The sequence below is a fragment of the Venatorbacter sp. C2-1 genome (genome assembly GCF_022832715.1).
GTDB classification, from domain to species: domain Bacteria; phylum Pseudomonadota; class Gammaproteobacteria; order Pseudomonadales; family Oceanobacteraceae; genus Venatoribacter; species Venatoribacter alkanivorans.
The window spans coordinates 1,573,253-1,588,339 of sequence record NZ_CP094879.1; the positions used below are offsets into that span (position 1 = coordinate 1,573,253).

Here is a 15,087-nt window from a genome sequence, read left to right on the forward strand (position 1 = left end):
CCGGTGGTTACGGCTGGTCAGTCGGTGGGCAATATGTGACCTGATAATTGACGAAATACTTTAAATCTCAGCGTCAATATTTTGTGATCGTGTATTGAGTTGTTAAAACAGCCATTTACTGAACGTGAGTTGACTATTGTTTGAGGTAAGCGTTTTGCGAGCCTCAAGTCATGATCCGTTGGTTCTTTCTATTTTTGCTGCTTTTCAGCAATGCCTCCCGGGCATCGATGCTGCCTGCGGCGCAGTGGCAGCAAATCCGGCTTAGCGATGATCGTGTGATTGAGGTGTTGCCCCGTGGTGATCAGCGCCAGTTGTGGGTTGAGACCCGCGACGGGGAAGCCCTGCTGGAAGTGAACGGCTACTGGTACTACGCCATTACCGGTGATGATGGTCTGCTGAGTGCAGGAGAGCCTCTGGTCAGTGGCACTCCGGCAGCAGAGTCCGTGCTTAAGCCATCATTTCATACGTTTGCTGCCCCGACCTCCCGCTTATCCACCTCCGGAACCTCTACCTTCAGCACTTCTGTTGCCGCTCCACAACGCAGACCTTTCCGTTACGACGCCAGCTCATCTTACTTTCGCCAGTCTCTGCTGGTGGTGCGTGTAGGCTTTGCTGATCAGGCCTTTATTGCCAGTGATGCCGAGGTAGCTGCACGCTTCTTCGGCAGCGAAGGCAGCGTGCAGAATTACTACCGCGAGAACTCCTATCAGCAATTTGATATTCAGCCAGCCCGTGAGCAAAACGGTGTGGCGGATGATGGCATCGTCAGTGTCGTGCTGAGCCGTAATCATCCGGATTTCGGCAACGGCTATGGCAGTGCCAGTCAGGCGCTGGTGCACGAGGTGCTGGCGCAGCTGGGCTCTCAACTGGATCTGAATGAATATGACCGCAACGGCGATCAGTGGCTCGACCCCAATGAACTGGGTGTGGTGTTTCTGATTGCCGGCTATGAACAGGCCTATGCCGGCTCGGCAACCAGTCATCCTCGGGTATGGGCACATAAATCGACTCTGTATCAGGGCCGTCTGGGGAATTTTTATCTGGCGGAATACGCCATGTTTGGCGAGCAGCACCAGACGCATCTGGCGACCATCGGTGTGATCTGCCATGAGCTGGGACACCTGCTGTTTGATCTGCCTGACCTGTATGACCGCAGCGGTAATGGTATGGGCATTGGCCGCTGGGGGCTGATGGGGTTGGGGGGCTGGAACCGTACAGAGGGGGCAGCTGGCGAGACACCGGCGCATATGCTGGCATGGAGTAAAGAGCAGGCCGGGTTTATCCGTCCGCAGTCAGCAGTCAGTGGTGTTAACCAGGTGGCGTTGCGTGCCGCCAGTGATGGTGATGATGCGCTGACTGTGCATCTGGATGCGTACCGCCATGGTGAACGCCTGATGCTCGAGCATCGCCGTCAGTCTGGCTATGACCAGGGCCTGCCGGGCAGTGGCGTACTGGTTAGCCGTATTAACGACCGTGCCGGTTTCGGCACCCTGAATGTGGCGCAACAGGAAGGCCGGTTGCTGGCTATTGAAGAAGCCGATGGCCGTGATGACCTGCTCAGCAACAGCAATCTGGGAGAGCCTTCCGATCTGTTCAGCTCGGTGTCAGGCCAGACCCTGTATTCCGCCGCAGAAGGGCAGGTGAGCAACAGCGGTGCTGTGCAGTTGCTGCAGCTGCAGGCTGGTCTGGTCGCGGAGCTGGACGTTAATCTCTCTGCGGCTCCGGCGGGCGATAATCTGGGTCTGGATGAGTTGCCACCAAATGCCGTTTGGGGTGCTGCTGGTGGTTATGCTCAGGTGCTGATGACTCTGCCGGTTAAAGATGGGGTGTTGTCATTTGATGGTGTGGACCTGTTCGCTCTGGGTGATGGCCGGGCGGATATTGCCCTGTACCGTAGCTTTGATGGCCGGGAGGGGCGGGATCTTCTGGGGCAGGAACATCAGTTTATGCTGCAGAATGGCTGGAACCGGTTACTGCTGTCAGACCGTGTAGTGGCCAGCGGGCTGGAAAGTGTTGTGCTGCAGATCAGTGTGCAGTCGCTGTCTGGCCTGGCGCCTCTGGTAACGGATGAGCAGGGTGGTCTGAGTGGTCAGACCTGGGTGCGGGATGATACTGCTGCGGCATATCAGAAGGCAGGGTTTGACGCCAGTGTGCGCCTGTTGGTCAGCGTGGATTCTGTTGCAGACATTGAAGTACCTGCCGTGGATGCGGGTAAAGGCAATGTCAGCTCAGGTCAGGATACCGGCGCCGCTGCGGATTCAGCATCTTCGGCCGGGGCTCTGTGGTTTATGTTCCCTCTTTTGTCCTTTCTTGGCTTACGCCGTCGCACCGTTTGACGTGTGCATTTCTTTTATTCAGCCGTAGCCATATCGCGGCACAGAGTGAATAATCCCATCTGAATCCGGCGGCACAGTGCTGCTGTAATCTTTCCGACAAACCGAGGATGGGCTTTGTCTTCTCCGTTCAGATTTGCCTCGCTGTGGCGGGGCTATACCCTCTATTTACTCATGCTTGTTGTGGTTGCCGGCCTGGCACTGGCAGAGCCCTTAAGCGGCCAGTGGCTGCGTTTTGACCGTCTGGCAATCGCTGACGGCCAGTGGTGGCGCCTGTTTACTGCCAGCTGGGTGCATATTTCCGGAAATCATGCGCTGAGTAATATGGCTGGGATTGCTTTGTTTGCTTATATCGCCGGCCCTTCGCTGAATTCAGTGCGCGGCCTGTTGTTGCTGTGTTGGTGTGTATTGTTTGTTGGCTGCGGTCTTTATGTGTTTGCTCCGGATCTGTATCGCTATGGCGGAATGTCCGGAGCTTCGCATGGTTTATTGCTGGTTGCGCCCTTTGTTTCGCCCTTTTACGGCCGTCGTATTGCCTGGCTGTTTTTTGTGGTAATTGTAGTCAAAGTCGCCTGGGAACAAACCTCCTGGTATGACGATATGGCTCTGGCGGATGTGATTGGTGGCCGGGTTGAAACCCGCTCACATTTGTTCGGGACACTGGCCGGAGTATTTTTCTTGATGCAGCTGTACTGGCGACGAATTCTCAGGCTGGCACCGTCAGACTAGGAGCGTATCGGCTAAGCCGATGAGAAGCATCAGAGCAATAAAAAAGGCAGCCAGGCTGCCTTTTTTATTGCTCTTTTTACCAGGCGGTTACCGGGTCAGCCGTTGGCGGCTATCGGCATCTGCTTGTGTGACTGACGATACTGAGCCGGGCTCTGATCAATTTCTTTGATAAAGATCCGGTCCAGAGTACGACGGCCAGACAAGCCGATATTCAGCGCAATCTGCTCAATACTTTCATCGGTATTAACCAACAGGCGTTTGGCGGTTTCCAGACGCACACTGGTTACGATCTGCTTCAGCGAGGTTTCTTCGCGGTGCAGGTGACGGTTCAGGGTGCGGGCACTGATGTGGAAGTAATCAGCAACTTCCTGCTGGTTGGCATTCAGGCGGATTTTGTTCTGCAGGAAAGCCTTACGGATGCGCTCAGCCAGAGAGCCGGAGCGTGCCAGTTTGCGGTATTGCTCTTCCACCTCACGCTTCATCATATTCAGGATGTGCGGATTGGTGTTATGCAGACCTTCATCCAGCCACTTACTGTGGAACTGGATAGAACATTCGTCAGCATTGAACTGCACGTCGCTGCGCCATTGCGAGCTGTAGTGCTCACTGTACTGCGTGGCCGGGAATGGCAGGGCGATGGTACTGATGCTCAGTTCCGGGCCACACAGCTGTCGCAGCCAGCTCAGCAGGGTGCTGATAATGATTTCGGTGCGACGGCGCTGAGTTGAAACAATAAAGTTCTCTTCAACCGGCAGTTTTACCTTAATGATGTTATCGCGGGTACGGGTTACCTGAATTTCCAGCTGATCACTCAGCAGGGAGGAAAACTTCTCCAGATAATAGAGTGCTTCGCGCAGGGTATTGCAGCACAGAAACAGGTGCTGCAGCTGGCAGCTGCTGTGAACGTTGAATTTATGCGACGACTGCACACACAGTGACTCGTCATTTGTACGCTTAACCAGCTGGCTGATTAATTCATCGGCATCTTCTGCGTTGATCCGGCTGTCAGGATCTTTCAGTTGCTTAAGCACACGCTGAATCGCACCGGAAGCACTGTCCGGCAGCTGATCAAAAAACGTAGGGCCTGCAGCTTCCAGCAGAGGACGAACCAATGCGGTGGATACGTAACCTTGTTCCATGTTCATAGGCGTCTAATCTGATTCGGTTTTTGTTTTTTAACCTTACTCAATAGCAAGCGGTATGCCACTGATAGGTTGGTAAAAAGAGCAGGCATTATGGTAAATGAATGTGACCAAATTTGTCATGTGTTACCGTAGGTAACAAAGGACTGGCACTTATCTACCCGAGCCCCCATTCTGGTCTAATGAGAAAGGTTATATTGTGACGAATCTAACAATTATTGGCATAAACCTACCCGGAATGAGGTTTTTTTAGCATTTTCTTGTCCGGGCAGGAGATGAAGAAGGTACGGTTGTTCGCTTTTTCAGAATTCGTACTGCGCACCCAATGTTATCAATTGGAAGCGAACACGGCTGAACTCTTTGCTATCCAGCGCCGTTGTCTCCAATTCGGCGCGTAATGCCAGATCAGGAAGCGCGCGCCAGAAGAATCCGCCACCGGAAATCTGGTCAACGGCTGATGTTTGCTTGGTGCTGACGATACGGCGGCTGATGGTTTGGTCCTGGAATGCTTTGATTTCAACAGTGTCATAATCAGCCACCCACAGGTTGGCGCCGGTTTTCAGGAAAAAATCAATACTGTCGGTCAGTGGGAAACGGTAGCGGAAAGTAATAAGAAAACTTTGCGGACGGGCGCTGGCAAAGCCGGTGTAGGTGGCATAGGCCTGTTCACTGGCTGTTGCTTTGGTTCCGGCTACTGTACCGTGTTTCGCGTTTTTAAACGTCGGTGGCTTATCATCAGCCACATCAGTGAAGTCGGCTTTCGGATCATCGTAACTGGCCTCACCAATATCCATAATGCCGAATTCCAGAGCCAGCCGGTCGGTAATGTTGGGTCCGAATGTCAGTTTGATGGTGTTGCCGAAAGAGTCCATATCCTGAGAGTCAGTGATACCGCCCTGCAGGCCAACAAATCCGCCTTCAGCCTGTGCTGCAGGGGAAAGCAGGGATAAACCGAGCAGAGAGCTCAGCGCCAGCGAAGTCAGCATGCCACCACGTGCAGGTGTGCAGGAATATGAGGCCATAGTGAGGGAGTCCATTTTTATAGTTGTTCTGATCTGCCTGAGCAGGAATTATCTTGTTATTTTGTTGGCAGGAATTCAGTGGTATTCGCTACAGATTCCTGACGTTTGCGCATGATACCAGCCACCGCTTCAATATAAAGCCACTCTTCGGGCAATTTACGTTATAAAACCGCAGCCGGATGCAGCAGGCTGCACGTTCTGGAGTGCGTCTGGCAGGGCGCACTGTGGACGGAGGTCCGGGAGATATAGGCCTATTTGTCATTAAGTCTGTCCGATGAGCCTCTGATATTGGAAAATATGGCAATAATTGCCTTTATTTTCCGGCGAATTTTGCTATCGTTTATGAAAATCAATTCTTAAAACTACGGTTAATATGACAATTCGAGGTGTGAATTCTCCGGCAAAGCCAGCTACCTGGCTGGGAGAAAACGGCATTGTCTACCACGACCTTCACGGCTTCAGCCATCTGACGATCGACCTTGTCCGTTTTATGCACAATGCTCATGGGCGGATTGCGGGGCAGCGCAAGCGACCTGTATTACTGTTGGGGCAGGATATTCTTACCGTTGATTTCGAGGTGCAGCTTTTCGCTTCACACCCCGACCTTCTGCGTACCACAACAGCGCTGGCGATTGTGGGCGACTCTTTTATGCTGCGTCATCTGACGGCGATGTTTCTCAGTTATCATGCTCCCGCTTATCCGGTGCAACGCTTTGATCAGCGTGATGAGGCCGAATGCTGGCTGACGGGGATGGCCGCTCAGGCTCAGCATGGCTGAGCCTGAAGGCTGCTTCTGTCTCTTCAGATTTTCTCAATCCGTCCTTTCATATGAACCTTTTCGCCTCGGACGCTGCGCAGCTCGAAGTCGATGCCAGCGTTGTTTGGCTGATCACTACTGAGTGTTTCATGCAGGTTGTAGTGCAATTCGACAGCAGATGGCAGGAAAACCGGCAGCTTAAATTCAGTCGTCAGGCGACAAGCGTCGCTGTGCAGCAGGGGTTGCAGCGCCGCCGCTGTACGGGCTTTGCTCCACATACCATGGGCAATGTGGCTTTTGAAACCGAACAGTTTGGCTGACAGGGCGTATAGGTGAATGGGATTGGAATCACCGGAAACCCGCGCATAGCGCCGACCCAGATTACTGTGCAGCGTCCAGCGTTCTATGGTGGCGAAGCTGGCCAGTGGTGGTCGCTCTTTTTTCGCTCCTTTGGCTTCAGTGCTGCGCATGCGCGCCAGATTGGTACTGACTGATTCCCAGACTTTTTCACCGCCGATGGTTATTTCGGTATAAATATCAAACTCCAGCCCTTTATCGGTTTTTGTGCTTCCGGAAAAATGACAGCGGATATCCAGTTTCTCTTCCTGGCGAATGGCCCGGTATTGAGTGATCTCATTGCGGATATGCACCAGCCCCATGAGGGCGAGAGGAAATTGCTTATGCAGCATCAGCTCCATGTGCAGCGGGAATGCCAGTACGTGTGGGTAGGTCAGCGGCAGCAAGGATGTCTGAGTGCGGAAGCCGCAGACGCTGGCGTAAGCCGCTACCCGCTCCGGGCGCGCTTTCACACCAACCAGCAGAGCTTCAATATCAGGCATCTGTATATCACGCTGGCCGGCGCCACGTGCCAGCAGCGCCCGGGCGTATTGGCTCAGAGTTCCCGGAGTCGCACTGAATTGCATGCGTATAGCTTGAGTCATGGCCACGGTGTCCTTAATTAATATTCTGATCAGACAAGGGTGAGAAAGGGGAGTATAGAGGCAGCTTGCAGAGGGCCATTGGCGCAGCCACTTCGTGTGCTGCGTCAGTTTGGTCAATAGGACTTGCAGCGGCCTGTTTATCTGGCAGAATTCGCCAACACTCATCAGGAATTTCAACGACTTATGTCCGGTGGAATGACAGAACTGCGTGACTCTGGCGTCATGATCCAGCTGGCTCATCAGGCCATGCTGAAAATGGGGTTGGATGTGGATGCGGTGTTTGCGCGTTTGGGGGTTACCCCTGAGTTGCTGGCAGACAGGAATATCCGCACACCACACGAAGCTCAGCTGATCTTTTGGCATGTGCTGGAAGAGGTCAGCCAGGATGCTGATATCGGTCTGCATCTTGGCGAACATATGCCTGTATATAAGGGGCAGGTGCTTCAGTACCTGTTTCTGTCCAGTCCGACCTTTGGTGAGGGGTTGAAAAGAGCACTGAATTATCAGCGCCTGCTCAGCGATGCTTCCCAGGCCAGTACCGGCACGGAAGGCGATCAGGCATATATTCTGGTCGAGAGTGCCAGCGACCGTGTGGCCGGCCTGCGCCATCTGAATGAATGCATGGCGCTTGGCCTGATCCGTTTCTTCCGTTATGTAACCGATGATGCGTTTGCGCCGTCCTGTGTGCACTTCAGCCACGAAAAGCCGGCCGACAGTGCTGAACACGAGCGGATTTTTGCCTGTCCGGTGTTATTTGATCAGGAAGACAACCGTATTTACTTCAATACCCAGCTGCTGGATATGCCGTCTTCCCATGCTGAGCCGGAACTGCTGCAGCTGCACGAAAAACTGGCGATTGAGCATGTGGCCAAGCTGGAGCGTCAGGATATTGTGACCAGAGTATACAGGGTCTTCGGCGAAATTCTGGAAACGGGACAGGTCAGTCTGGAAGATGTCGCGGAGCGGCTGGACATTAAATCCCGCACATTACGTACCCGTCTGGCGGAAGCGGGCACTAACTTCAATCAGTTGCTGGCAGACTACCGCTGCAACCTGGCTAAACGTCTGTTATCCGGTACCGATGAGAGTATCGACGAGATTGTCTACCTTACCGGTTTTTCTGAACCGAGTACTTTCTACAGGGCATTTAAACGCTGGACCAGCCAGACACCGGTTGAGTACCGCAATCAGCGTAAACAGTTATGAAGCGGGCTGATTAGCCTTTTCTTGCAGGGCAATACTTTCAGCCGTCGTGAATTTTTAACTTATTGTCATAATAGTGTTCATTTTTTGATCTGGTTTTCTTCGTGTGCCTGAGCCATTGTAATCGGGTTTTTATTCGGAGGATTTGTTATGAGCCAGACGCAGAAATTATCACTGATTCAACCCTTGGTTGAGCACATGATGCAGACTCAGGACGTTGCAGAATGGCGTCAGGCCCTGCTCAATCAGGGAATTATGAGTAAAGAAGAAGTCATCGCCCTTGATCAGAATGCTCTGCATGCAGCGTATAAAACATTTAAAATCATGCAGTTGCTGAATGAGCACCCGGATCACATCATGAATGAGATCGAGCGTAATAAAGTTTGCTGGAAACTGGATTTCAGCTACGACTATCATCAGGGCGCTGTCTGCTACTGACCTGCAGGCCTGTACTTTTATCAGCCTGTTAGCGTAAACAAAAAAAGCCCGCCAGTTGCGGGCTTTTTTTGTTTACTGACTAAACTGTCACAGGGTTCAATTTCCGGCCGTTCTGGCCGATAACCCAAAGAACAGCAACACAGTCTGAGCGGAGGCTATATGGCAATCACAATTACCCCCTCGCAATACCGGAATTACGGCACCCAGAATCCTGAGGGCAGTAAAAAGACCGGAGCTTCTGCCAGCGATGTAAAACAGGGTGCAGCCGCCGAATCCCTGGCTAAGGCACTTCCCGGCGTTGTTCAGCTGGATAAAAAACAGAGCCCGGAGGAAACCGCTTCAGCCATCCTGCGCCATGTACAAAATGGTATTAACCAGCTGCGTTCCCAGGGGGCAGATCAGAGCCGCATCGATCAGCGCCTGCAGGCCGCCCGTGAAGGCATTGCCAAAGGTTATGCTCAGGCAACAGAGATGCTGGACGGTATGGGGCTGCTGGATGACGAATTAAAAGGCCAGATTGCCGCCGGACGCCAACTGGTCGACGATGGACTGGATCAGCTCGCCCGACCGGCAGAACAGAGTCGGGCGTTGCTTGCCAGTAAAAGCTCGCTCAGCGTGGCCAATGAGTTGTCTCTGCAGGTCCTGACCCAAGAAGGCGATCGGGTCACGGTACGTTTCTCTCAGGGCAGCAGTCTCAGCACGTCAATCAGCCAGGATGGGCAGGGTAATTCGGCTTTCAGTCTGCAGGCCTCGGCTCAGCAAAACTGGAGTATGGAAGTGAATGGCAGCCTGAGTGATGCCGAGAGGACGGCGCTGGCTGGCCTGTTTGATGATGTACAGTCACTGAGTGAGCGTTTCTTTGCCGGTGATATCGGTGCGGCATTGGGACAGGCAATGGACCTTGGCTTTGATGGCAGCCAGCTGGCGGCGATGAGTCTTAATCTGACTCAGCAAACGGTTGCGACCTCAACCAAAGCCTATGCCAGTGTTCAGCCGCAGTTGCCTACACCAGAGCTGGAATCGCTGAAAGCACCGCTGGCGTCTTATGTGGATGCTTATATGGCTGCGCTGGAAAAGGCCCGACCTCTGGCTGATGCTCCGCAGACTTTGCAGGATCTGGTGAATCAATTGTTGCCGGAAGAAGAACGCTTACCGGTCTGGAATTCTTTCCATGAAGGGTTGAATTCACTGCTTGCTAATAAAGCCTGACAGTCGTTTTCTTTTCTCCGCTTCTCAGGGGCAGACTTTTTGTCATGCCCCGGTGCTAACCGCTATACTTCCCCTGTCTGTTTTTACTGGAACTGCCTGATGGCTCTGGTTTTATTTGGCACAGAGGCCTGTCATCTGTGTGAGCTGGCACAAGCTGTTATTGTGAATGTCGCCGGCCAGATTTCCCTCGATGTTTATGTCGAAGATATTGCTGAAACAGAAGCGTTGGTGGAACGCTATGGTTTGCGAATTCCGGTGCTGCTGAATGAACAAAGCGGGGCTGAACTTGACTGGCCCTTCGATGAGACGCAACTGCTGAACTGGCTGCAGAGCAGCGCTCAACCTGAACTAATTTCTGAATAAAAGGATGATTACCATGCGGATTTTATCTGGACTGATCCTGGCTTCGCTGGCGCTGTTACAAGGCTGCTCCAGCAATCAGCTGTCACCCACCGGAGAGGCGGTTTATTACGCGCTGCAGACCGATACCACACTGCGCACCTGGGTCGATGCCTGTGATGATGTCAGCGCCAAAGCCAAGCAGGCAGCCTATACCGCGAAGCAAAACTGGTGGCAGCGTAACGGTGCCTTTGTCGAGAGCGCCGATTTTGGACTGGCCTACGATATTATTCATGTAACCGATGACCGTACTGAAACCGGTGCCCGCATGGCGATGGCCCTGACCTGGCAGGTGGTTGAGACGGCAGAGGCCGAAGTGCAGGAATTGCTGAGTGCCAGTGGTGATAAAGAAGACCTTTGTTTACGGGTGTTATCACAATATAACCAGGGCGAACGCGACCTGCGCAGTCAGGATAAAGTGTACGAATCACTGGTAAATTTACAGCGACGCTCACAGCGTGATGGTACGGATCTGAATTTAAAGCGTGCGGCCGTTGAGCAAAAAACCGGAAAAGTGTATGGCCGCTCTTTTTATGTGGTAGAAAAAATGGCGAAGCGCAATGGTTGTTCCGGTGCAGAAGTTCACCTGCTGAAAAATGCCTGGCCGCATGAGGTATATGATGCCCGTTGCCCGGATAACAGCTACCTGCTGGTGCGCTGTGAGTGGGGGAATTGTCTGGTAACAGACTGACCGATAAACAGAAAATATCTGAAAAAAGAGCCGCATAGCGGCTCTTTTTTGTGCGCGCTTTTTATGCGCTGTTTTTTATATTTTATTCCAGTGCCAGCATGGAACGGTTTTTATCAAGGATGGCTTTGCCGATTCCTTTAACCTGAGTGATGTCGTCCAGTGATTTAAACTGACCATGTTGTTGGCGGTATACAATAATGGCTTCCGCTTTCGCTTTACCAATACCGTCAAGCTGGCTGAGTTGTTCCGCGGTGGCGGTATTGATATTAACGGCTTTTACCCTATTACCGTCTGGCTTGCTGGTTTCTGCTGCCTGTACGCTGAGGGTGCCCAGAATCAGGCAGACAGAAAATAGTGCGTGCTTTATCCATTGCATAATCGTCTCTCCTTGAGTGGAGATCCGAACATAGCAATGAATATTTTGCGGAAAAATCCGGGAAAAGTATCAAATTAACCGACACTTTCCCCAGACATTGGTGTGAATCAGGCTTTGTCGGCCTTTTTGGCGGGTGCTTTTTTCTTGTCGTGCTCAACCCATTTATTATCGACGTAATAGGCCGACCAGCTGGTGGCTTTGCCGTCTTTTTCAGTCATTACATACTGCTCTTTGGTTTTGCGGCTGTAACGGATGATGGCCGGATTGCCTTCCGGATCCTGGCGCGGAGCATCCAGCAGGAAATGGTATTTCTGCGGCAGTTCGGCCTGATGAGGAAGCAGTTCTTCAACCAGTGGTGCACGGGTTTCGCGTTTTTTCGGGAACTGGCTGGCGGCCAGGAATAAACCGGTTGCACCGTCACGCAGAACGTAGGTGTCGTCTACTTTCTGACATTTCAGCTCCGGCATGGCAATCGCGTCCATTTTCGGAGGTGCCGCTTCGCCGCTCTTCAATAATTTTCGGGTGTTCTTACATTCGCTGTTTGTACAGCCAAAGTATTTGCCGAAGCGACCGGATTTCAGCTGCATTTCACTGCCGCATTTATCGCATTCAAGCGTTGGACCGTCATAGCCTTTAATCTTGAACTGGCCGGTTTCTACGGCGAAGCCGCTGCAATCCGGGTTATTACCGCAGATATGTACCTTACGGGTTTCGTCCAGCAGATAGCTTTCCATCGCGCTGTCGCAGATGCTGCAACGGCGCTTATCCATCAGGCGGCGGCTTTCTGCTTCTTCGTCTTCATCGGCGGAGATTGCTTCATCGCCCGGTACCAGATTGAGCGTTTGAGTGCAGCGTTCTTTCGGTGGCAGGCTGTAGCCGGAACAACCGAGGAATACACCGGTAGAACCCGTGCGGATCTGCATATGGCGACCACAGGTAGGACACGGAATGTCGGTATCAACCGGATCATTCGGGCGCATGCCGTCTTCGCCTTCAGCCACTTCCAGCTTTTGCTGAAAGCCCTGATAAAACTCATCCAGAACGTCGGTCCAGTTCATATCACCTTCGGCAATATGATCGAGTTTTTCTTCCATGCTGGCGGTAAAGCCGAAGTCCATCAGGTCGTCGAAGTTCTCAACCAGACGGCTGGTGACAATGTCGCCCATTTTTTCGGCGTAAAAACGACGACCTTTCAGGCTGACGTAACCACGTTCCTGAATGGTGGAAATAATCGAGGCATAGGTCGAAGGACGGCCGATACCGCGTTTTTCCAGTTCTTTAACCAGTGCCGCTTCCGAGAAACGCGGTGCCGGTTTGGTAAAATGCTGCTTCGGTTCCAGTTCGACCAGTTGCAGGGTATCGCCTTCGCTGACATCCGGCAGCAGGACGTCATCTTCGCCTTTGCCCATCGCAGCCAATACTTTCAGGTGGCCGTCAAAACGCATAACGCGGCCGCGGGTTTTCAGTTCAAACTCGCCGGCTTTGACGGTGATGCTGGTGCTGGTGAATTGCGCATCTTTAATCTGACAGGCAACAAAGCGGCGCCAGATCAGATCGTATAAACGCTGTGCATCCGGTTCCATGGCACTGAGATCGGTTGCACGCAGGCGGACATCGGAAGGACGGATGGCCTCGTGCGCTTCCTGAGCGCCTTCTTTGCTGCTGTAGCTGCGCGGCTCATCCGGCAGGTACTGTTCGCCCAGTTTATCGCTGATGTAATCACGCACGTTGCTGACCGCTTCCTGACTCAGGTTGGTCGAGTCGGTACGCATGTAAGTGATGTAACCGGCTTCGTACAGGCGCTGCGCCAGCGTCATGGTTTTCTTAACGCTGAAACTCAGACGCGTACTGGCAGCCTGTTGCAGCGTAGAGGTAATAAAAGGTGCAGCAGGCTTGGAACTGGTCGGCTTGTCTTCGCGTTTCAGCACTTCATAGCGGTGGCCACGCAGCGCGGCGACGGCCGACATGGTGTCCTGCTCGTTAACCGGACGGAACTCGTTACCGTTCTGGCGCATCACCTGGGCGCGCAAAGCTTCACCGGCAGGAGTGCTCAGATCGGCGAAGGTTTCCCAGTATTCCTGTGGAATAAAGGCACGGATTTCCCGTTCGCGTTCAACAATCAGACGAACAGCAACGGATTGCACACGGCCGGCGGATAAACCACGTGCGACCTTGCTCCACAGCAGAGGTGAGACCATAAAACCGACAACGCGGTCGAGGAAACGGCGTGCCTGCTGGGCATTGACGCGATTCATATTAAGTTCGGATGGCTGCTCGAACGCGCTCTGAATCGCTTTTTTGGTAATCTCATTAAACACGACGCGGCGGTATTGTTTTTTGCTGTCGCCAATAATCTCACGAAGGTGCCAGGCGATGGCTTCTCCCTCGCGGTCCAAATCCGTTGCGAGATAGATCTGATCGGCATCTTTGGCCAATCGCTGCAGTTCTTCGACAACTTTTTCTTTACCCGGCAGCACCTGATAGTTGGCTTCCCAGTGTTTTTCCGGGTTAACGCCCATGCGGCCAATTAACTGCTCGCGGGACTTTTTCTTTTTGTATTCGGCCTTGGCTTCGGGCGACATTTTACGGGTGAGAGCTGCCTGTTTAGCGCGCTCTTTAGGATCGCTGGGCTGTCCTGAGCCAGAGGTTGGCAGGTCGCGTACGTGGCCCACGCTGGACTTAACAATAAAGTCCTTACCCAGGTATTTATTGATGGTTTTAGCCTTTGCAGGCGACTCCACGATAACCAGCGATTTGCCCATATTCCTTTGATTAACCCTTTCTTGTTGATATAGCCAGGCGCACAGAAGGCGACACTTTATAGGTACACCGGGGGGGGTGGTCAAGCTTCTCTCGTTACCGGAGTCCTGCAATGCGCTCCGGCAGGGTGGTGAAACGTTGCTAAACTTGTCACCAGCATATGGTGATATTGACGTCACCAAAGGCCGTGTAAACAGGGCCTTTGTTTAGGAATAGCATAGATTGGGGAGAACCGTTTTTTATGTCAGCGATTGGTTTGATCGTGGCGATAGCGTTACCGGTTGCATTGATTCTGTTCGGACTGGTTATGGCGGGGCGCAGGCAGCAGGCGCAGCAAGCCCAGCGTTTACAGGCCCGGGCGGTGAAGCAGGGGGCGGATGATCTGCTGGAAGCGCTGGAGTTTCTGATTCTGGTTGATAATTTTAAGGAGGTGCAGCTGGCGGTCCTGGAGAGGGTCGAGCAGTTGTACGTTGTTTATCAGGAAGCCCTGCCTAAAAAAGACAACAACAGTTCCGCACAGGAGCTGTTTGATGCAGCACCTTACCGGCGCAAAATTGATGAAGGCAAAGGTAATCGCCGGGTACTGAAAAGCGATCGTGAGATACGTTTTGCGCGCCGCCAGTTTGGCCGGATTCTGAAGGCGCTGAATGTTATGGCGCGTAAAAAACTGATTTCGGAGGCGGCAATGATGGAGTATCGCCGTTATCTGCGTCTGACTCTGCTGGAGAAAGAAGTCGATACCTACACCGCGCAGGGTGATGTGGCGGCAGGGCGTGGTGATGTGATTACTGCGACCAATTACTACAAAGCAGCGAAAAAGATTCTGATTGAGTTTGACCTGCAGTATCCGGAGAAAAACCAGCGCATCCGCGATCTGACCCAGCGTACTGCTTCTTTATATAACGGTGGCGAAAAGAAAGAGGGCAGCCTTGCTCAGGCGTTATCGAAAGAGATCAAAGATGAGCATGATCCTTTTGGCATTCCCACCAATCCTAACGCTTCAGAGAAACGTAAGTTTTGACAGGCCCCGGAAGTTATCCTGAATGCCCCTTTAGTGGGTCGTAAAATGTCACATGCCTGCTTTCAG

The 15,087-nt window shown here is 52.7% G+C and carries 14 protein-coding genes; 9 read left to right on the forward strand and 5 right to left on the reverse strand.

Annotated elements, in window-relative coordinates; translation table 11 throughout:
• The first annotated feature begins 170 nt into the window (after positions 1 to 170).
• The gene (locus MT343_RS07055; RefSeq protein WP_145469432.1) at positions 171 to 2,336 is read left to right on the forward strand and encodes a M6 family metalloprotease domain-containing protein; all 2,166 of its coding nucleotides are present in this window, start codon (positions 171 to 173) and stop codon (positions 2,334 to 2,336) included.
• A 114-nt stretch (positions 2,337 to 2,450) separates the two neighbouring features.
• Complete coding sequence (gene rrtA / locus MT343_RS07060; protein WP_145469433.1) at positions 2,451 to 3,062, forward strand: rhombosortase; 612 nt, start codon at positions 2,451 to 2,453, stop codon at positions 3,060 to 3,062.
• A gap of 95 nt (positions 3,063 to 3,157) precedes the next feature.
• On the opposite strand, the gene MT343_RS07065 is transcribed toward rrtA, so the two are convergent.
• Both MT343_RS07065 and MT343_RS07070 read right to left on the reverse strand, forming a co-directional pair.
• On the reverse strand, positions 3,158 to 4,207 hold the full coding sequence (locus tag MT343_RS07065) for an AraC family transcriptional regulator (protein WP_145469434.1): 1,050 nt from the start codon (positions 4,205 to 4,207) through the stop codon (positions 3,158 to 3,160).
• A gap of 299 nt (positions 4,208 to 4,506) precedes the next feature.
• Positions 4,507 to 5,226: an outer membrane beta-barrel protein gene (locus MT343_RS07070; protein ID WP_186435941.1), complete on the reverse strand. Its 720-nt coding sequence runs from the start codon at positions 5,224 to 5,226 to the stop codon at positions 4,507 to 4,509.
• 373 nt (positions 5,227 to 5,599) lie between these two features.
• Between MT343_RS07070 and MT343_RS07075 the strand changes: the two genes are divergently transcribed.
• Positions 5,600 to 6,004 carry a SpoIIAA family protein gene (locus MT343_RS07075; RefSeq protein WP_145469436.1) on the forward strand — a complete coding sequence of 135 codons (405 nt, stop codon included), beginning with the start codon at positions 5,600 to 5,602 and terminating at the stop codon, positions 6,002 to 6,004.
• A 23-nt stretch (positions 6,005 to 6,027) separates the two neighbouring features.
• Here the strand turns inward: MT343_RS07075 and MT343_RS07080 are convergent, their stop codons facing one another.
• The gene (locus MT343_RS07080; RefSeq protein WP_186435942.1) at positions 6,028 to 6,924 is read right to left on the reverse strand and encodes a MaoC family dehydratase; all 897 of its coding nucleotides are present in this window, start codon (positions 6,922 to 6,924) and stop codon (positions 6,028 to 6,030) included.
• Between the two features lie 183 nt (positions 6,925 to 7,107).
• Here MT343_RS07080 and MT343_RS07085 point away from each other — a divergent pair, with 183 nt between their 5' ends.
• The 5 genes from MT343_RS07085 to MT343_RS07105 all read left to right on the forward strand — a co-directional run bounded on the left by MT343_RS07085 (position 7,108) and on the right by MT343_RS07105 (position 10,864).
• Complete coding sequence (locus MT343_RS07085) at positions 7,108 to 8,130, forward strand: AraC family transcriptional regulator (RefSeq protein WP_243989473.1); 1,023 nt, start codon at positions 7,108 to 7,110, stop codon at positions 8,128 to 8,130.
• A 147-nt stretch (positions 8,131 to 8,277) separates the two neighbouring features.
• Positions 8,278 to 8,565, forward strand: a complete 288-nt coding sequence (locus MT343_RS07090) for a hypothetical protein (RefSeq protein ID WP_145469438.1) — start codon at positions 8,278 to 8,280, stop codon at positions 8,563 to 8,565.
• A gap of 159 nt (positions 8,566 to 8,724) precedes the next feature.
• Complete coding sequence (locus tag MT343_RS07095; RefSeq protein WP_145469439.1) at positions 8,725 to 9,774, forward strand: DUF5610 domain-containing protein; 1,050 nt, start codon at positions 8,725 to 8,727, stop codon at positions 9,772 to 9,774.
• Between the two features lie 99 nt (positions 9,775 to 9,873).
• Positions 9,874 to 10,137: a glutaredoxin family protein gene (locus tag MT343_RS07100; protein WP_145469440.1), complete on the forward strand. Its 264-nt coding sequence runs from the start codon at positions 9,874 to 9,876 to the stop codon at positions 10,135 to 10,137.
• Positions 10,138 to 10,150: 13 nt separating this feature from the next.
• Positions 10,151 to 10,864 (forward strand): hypothetical protein, encoded by a 714-nt coding sequence (locus MT343_RS07105; protein ID WP_145469441.1) that lies wholly within the window; start codon positions 10,151 to 10,153, stop codon positions 10,862 to 10,864.
• A gap of 82 nt (positions 10,865 to 10,946) precedes the next feature.
• On the opposite strand, the gene MT343_RS07110 is transcribed toward MT343_RS07105, so the two are convergent.
• Positions 10,947 to 11,240 carry a ComEA family DNA-binding protein gene (locus MT343_RS07110; RefSeq protein ID WP_145469442.1) on the reverse strand — a complete coding sequence of 98 codons (294 nt, stop codon included), beginning with the start codon at positions 11,238 to 11,240 and terminating at the stop codon, positions 10,947 to 10,949.
• A gap of 107 nt (positions 11,241 to 11,347) precedes the next feature.
• Positions 11,348 to 14,002 (reverse strand): type I DNA topoisomerase, encoded by a 2,655-nt coding sequence (gene topA / locus MT343_RS07115; RefSeq protein WP_145469443.1) that lies wholly within the window; start codon positions 14,000 to 14,002, stop codon positions 11,348 to 11,350.
• A 239-nt stretch (positions 14,003 to 14,241) separates the two neighbouring features.
• On the opposite strand from topA, the gene MT343_RS07120 reads away from it, so the two are divergent.
• Positions 14,242 to 15,021: a hypothetical protein gene (locus tag MT343_RS07120; protein ID WP_145469444.1), complete on the forward strand. Its 780-nt coding sequence runs from the start codon at positions 14,242 to 14,244 to the stop codon at positions 15,019 to 15,021.
• Positions 15,022 to 15,087 lie beyond the last annotated feature (66 nt).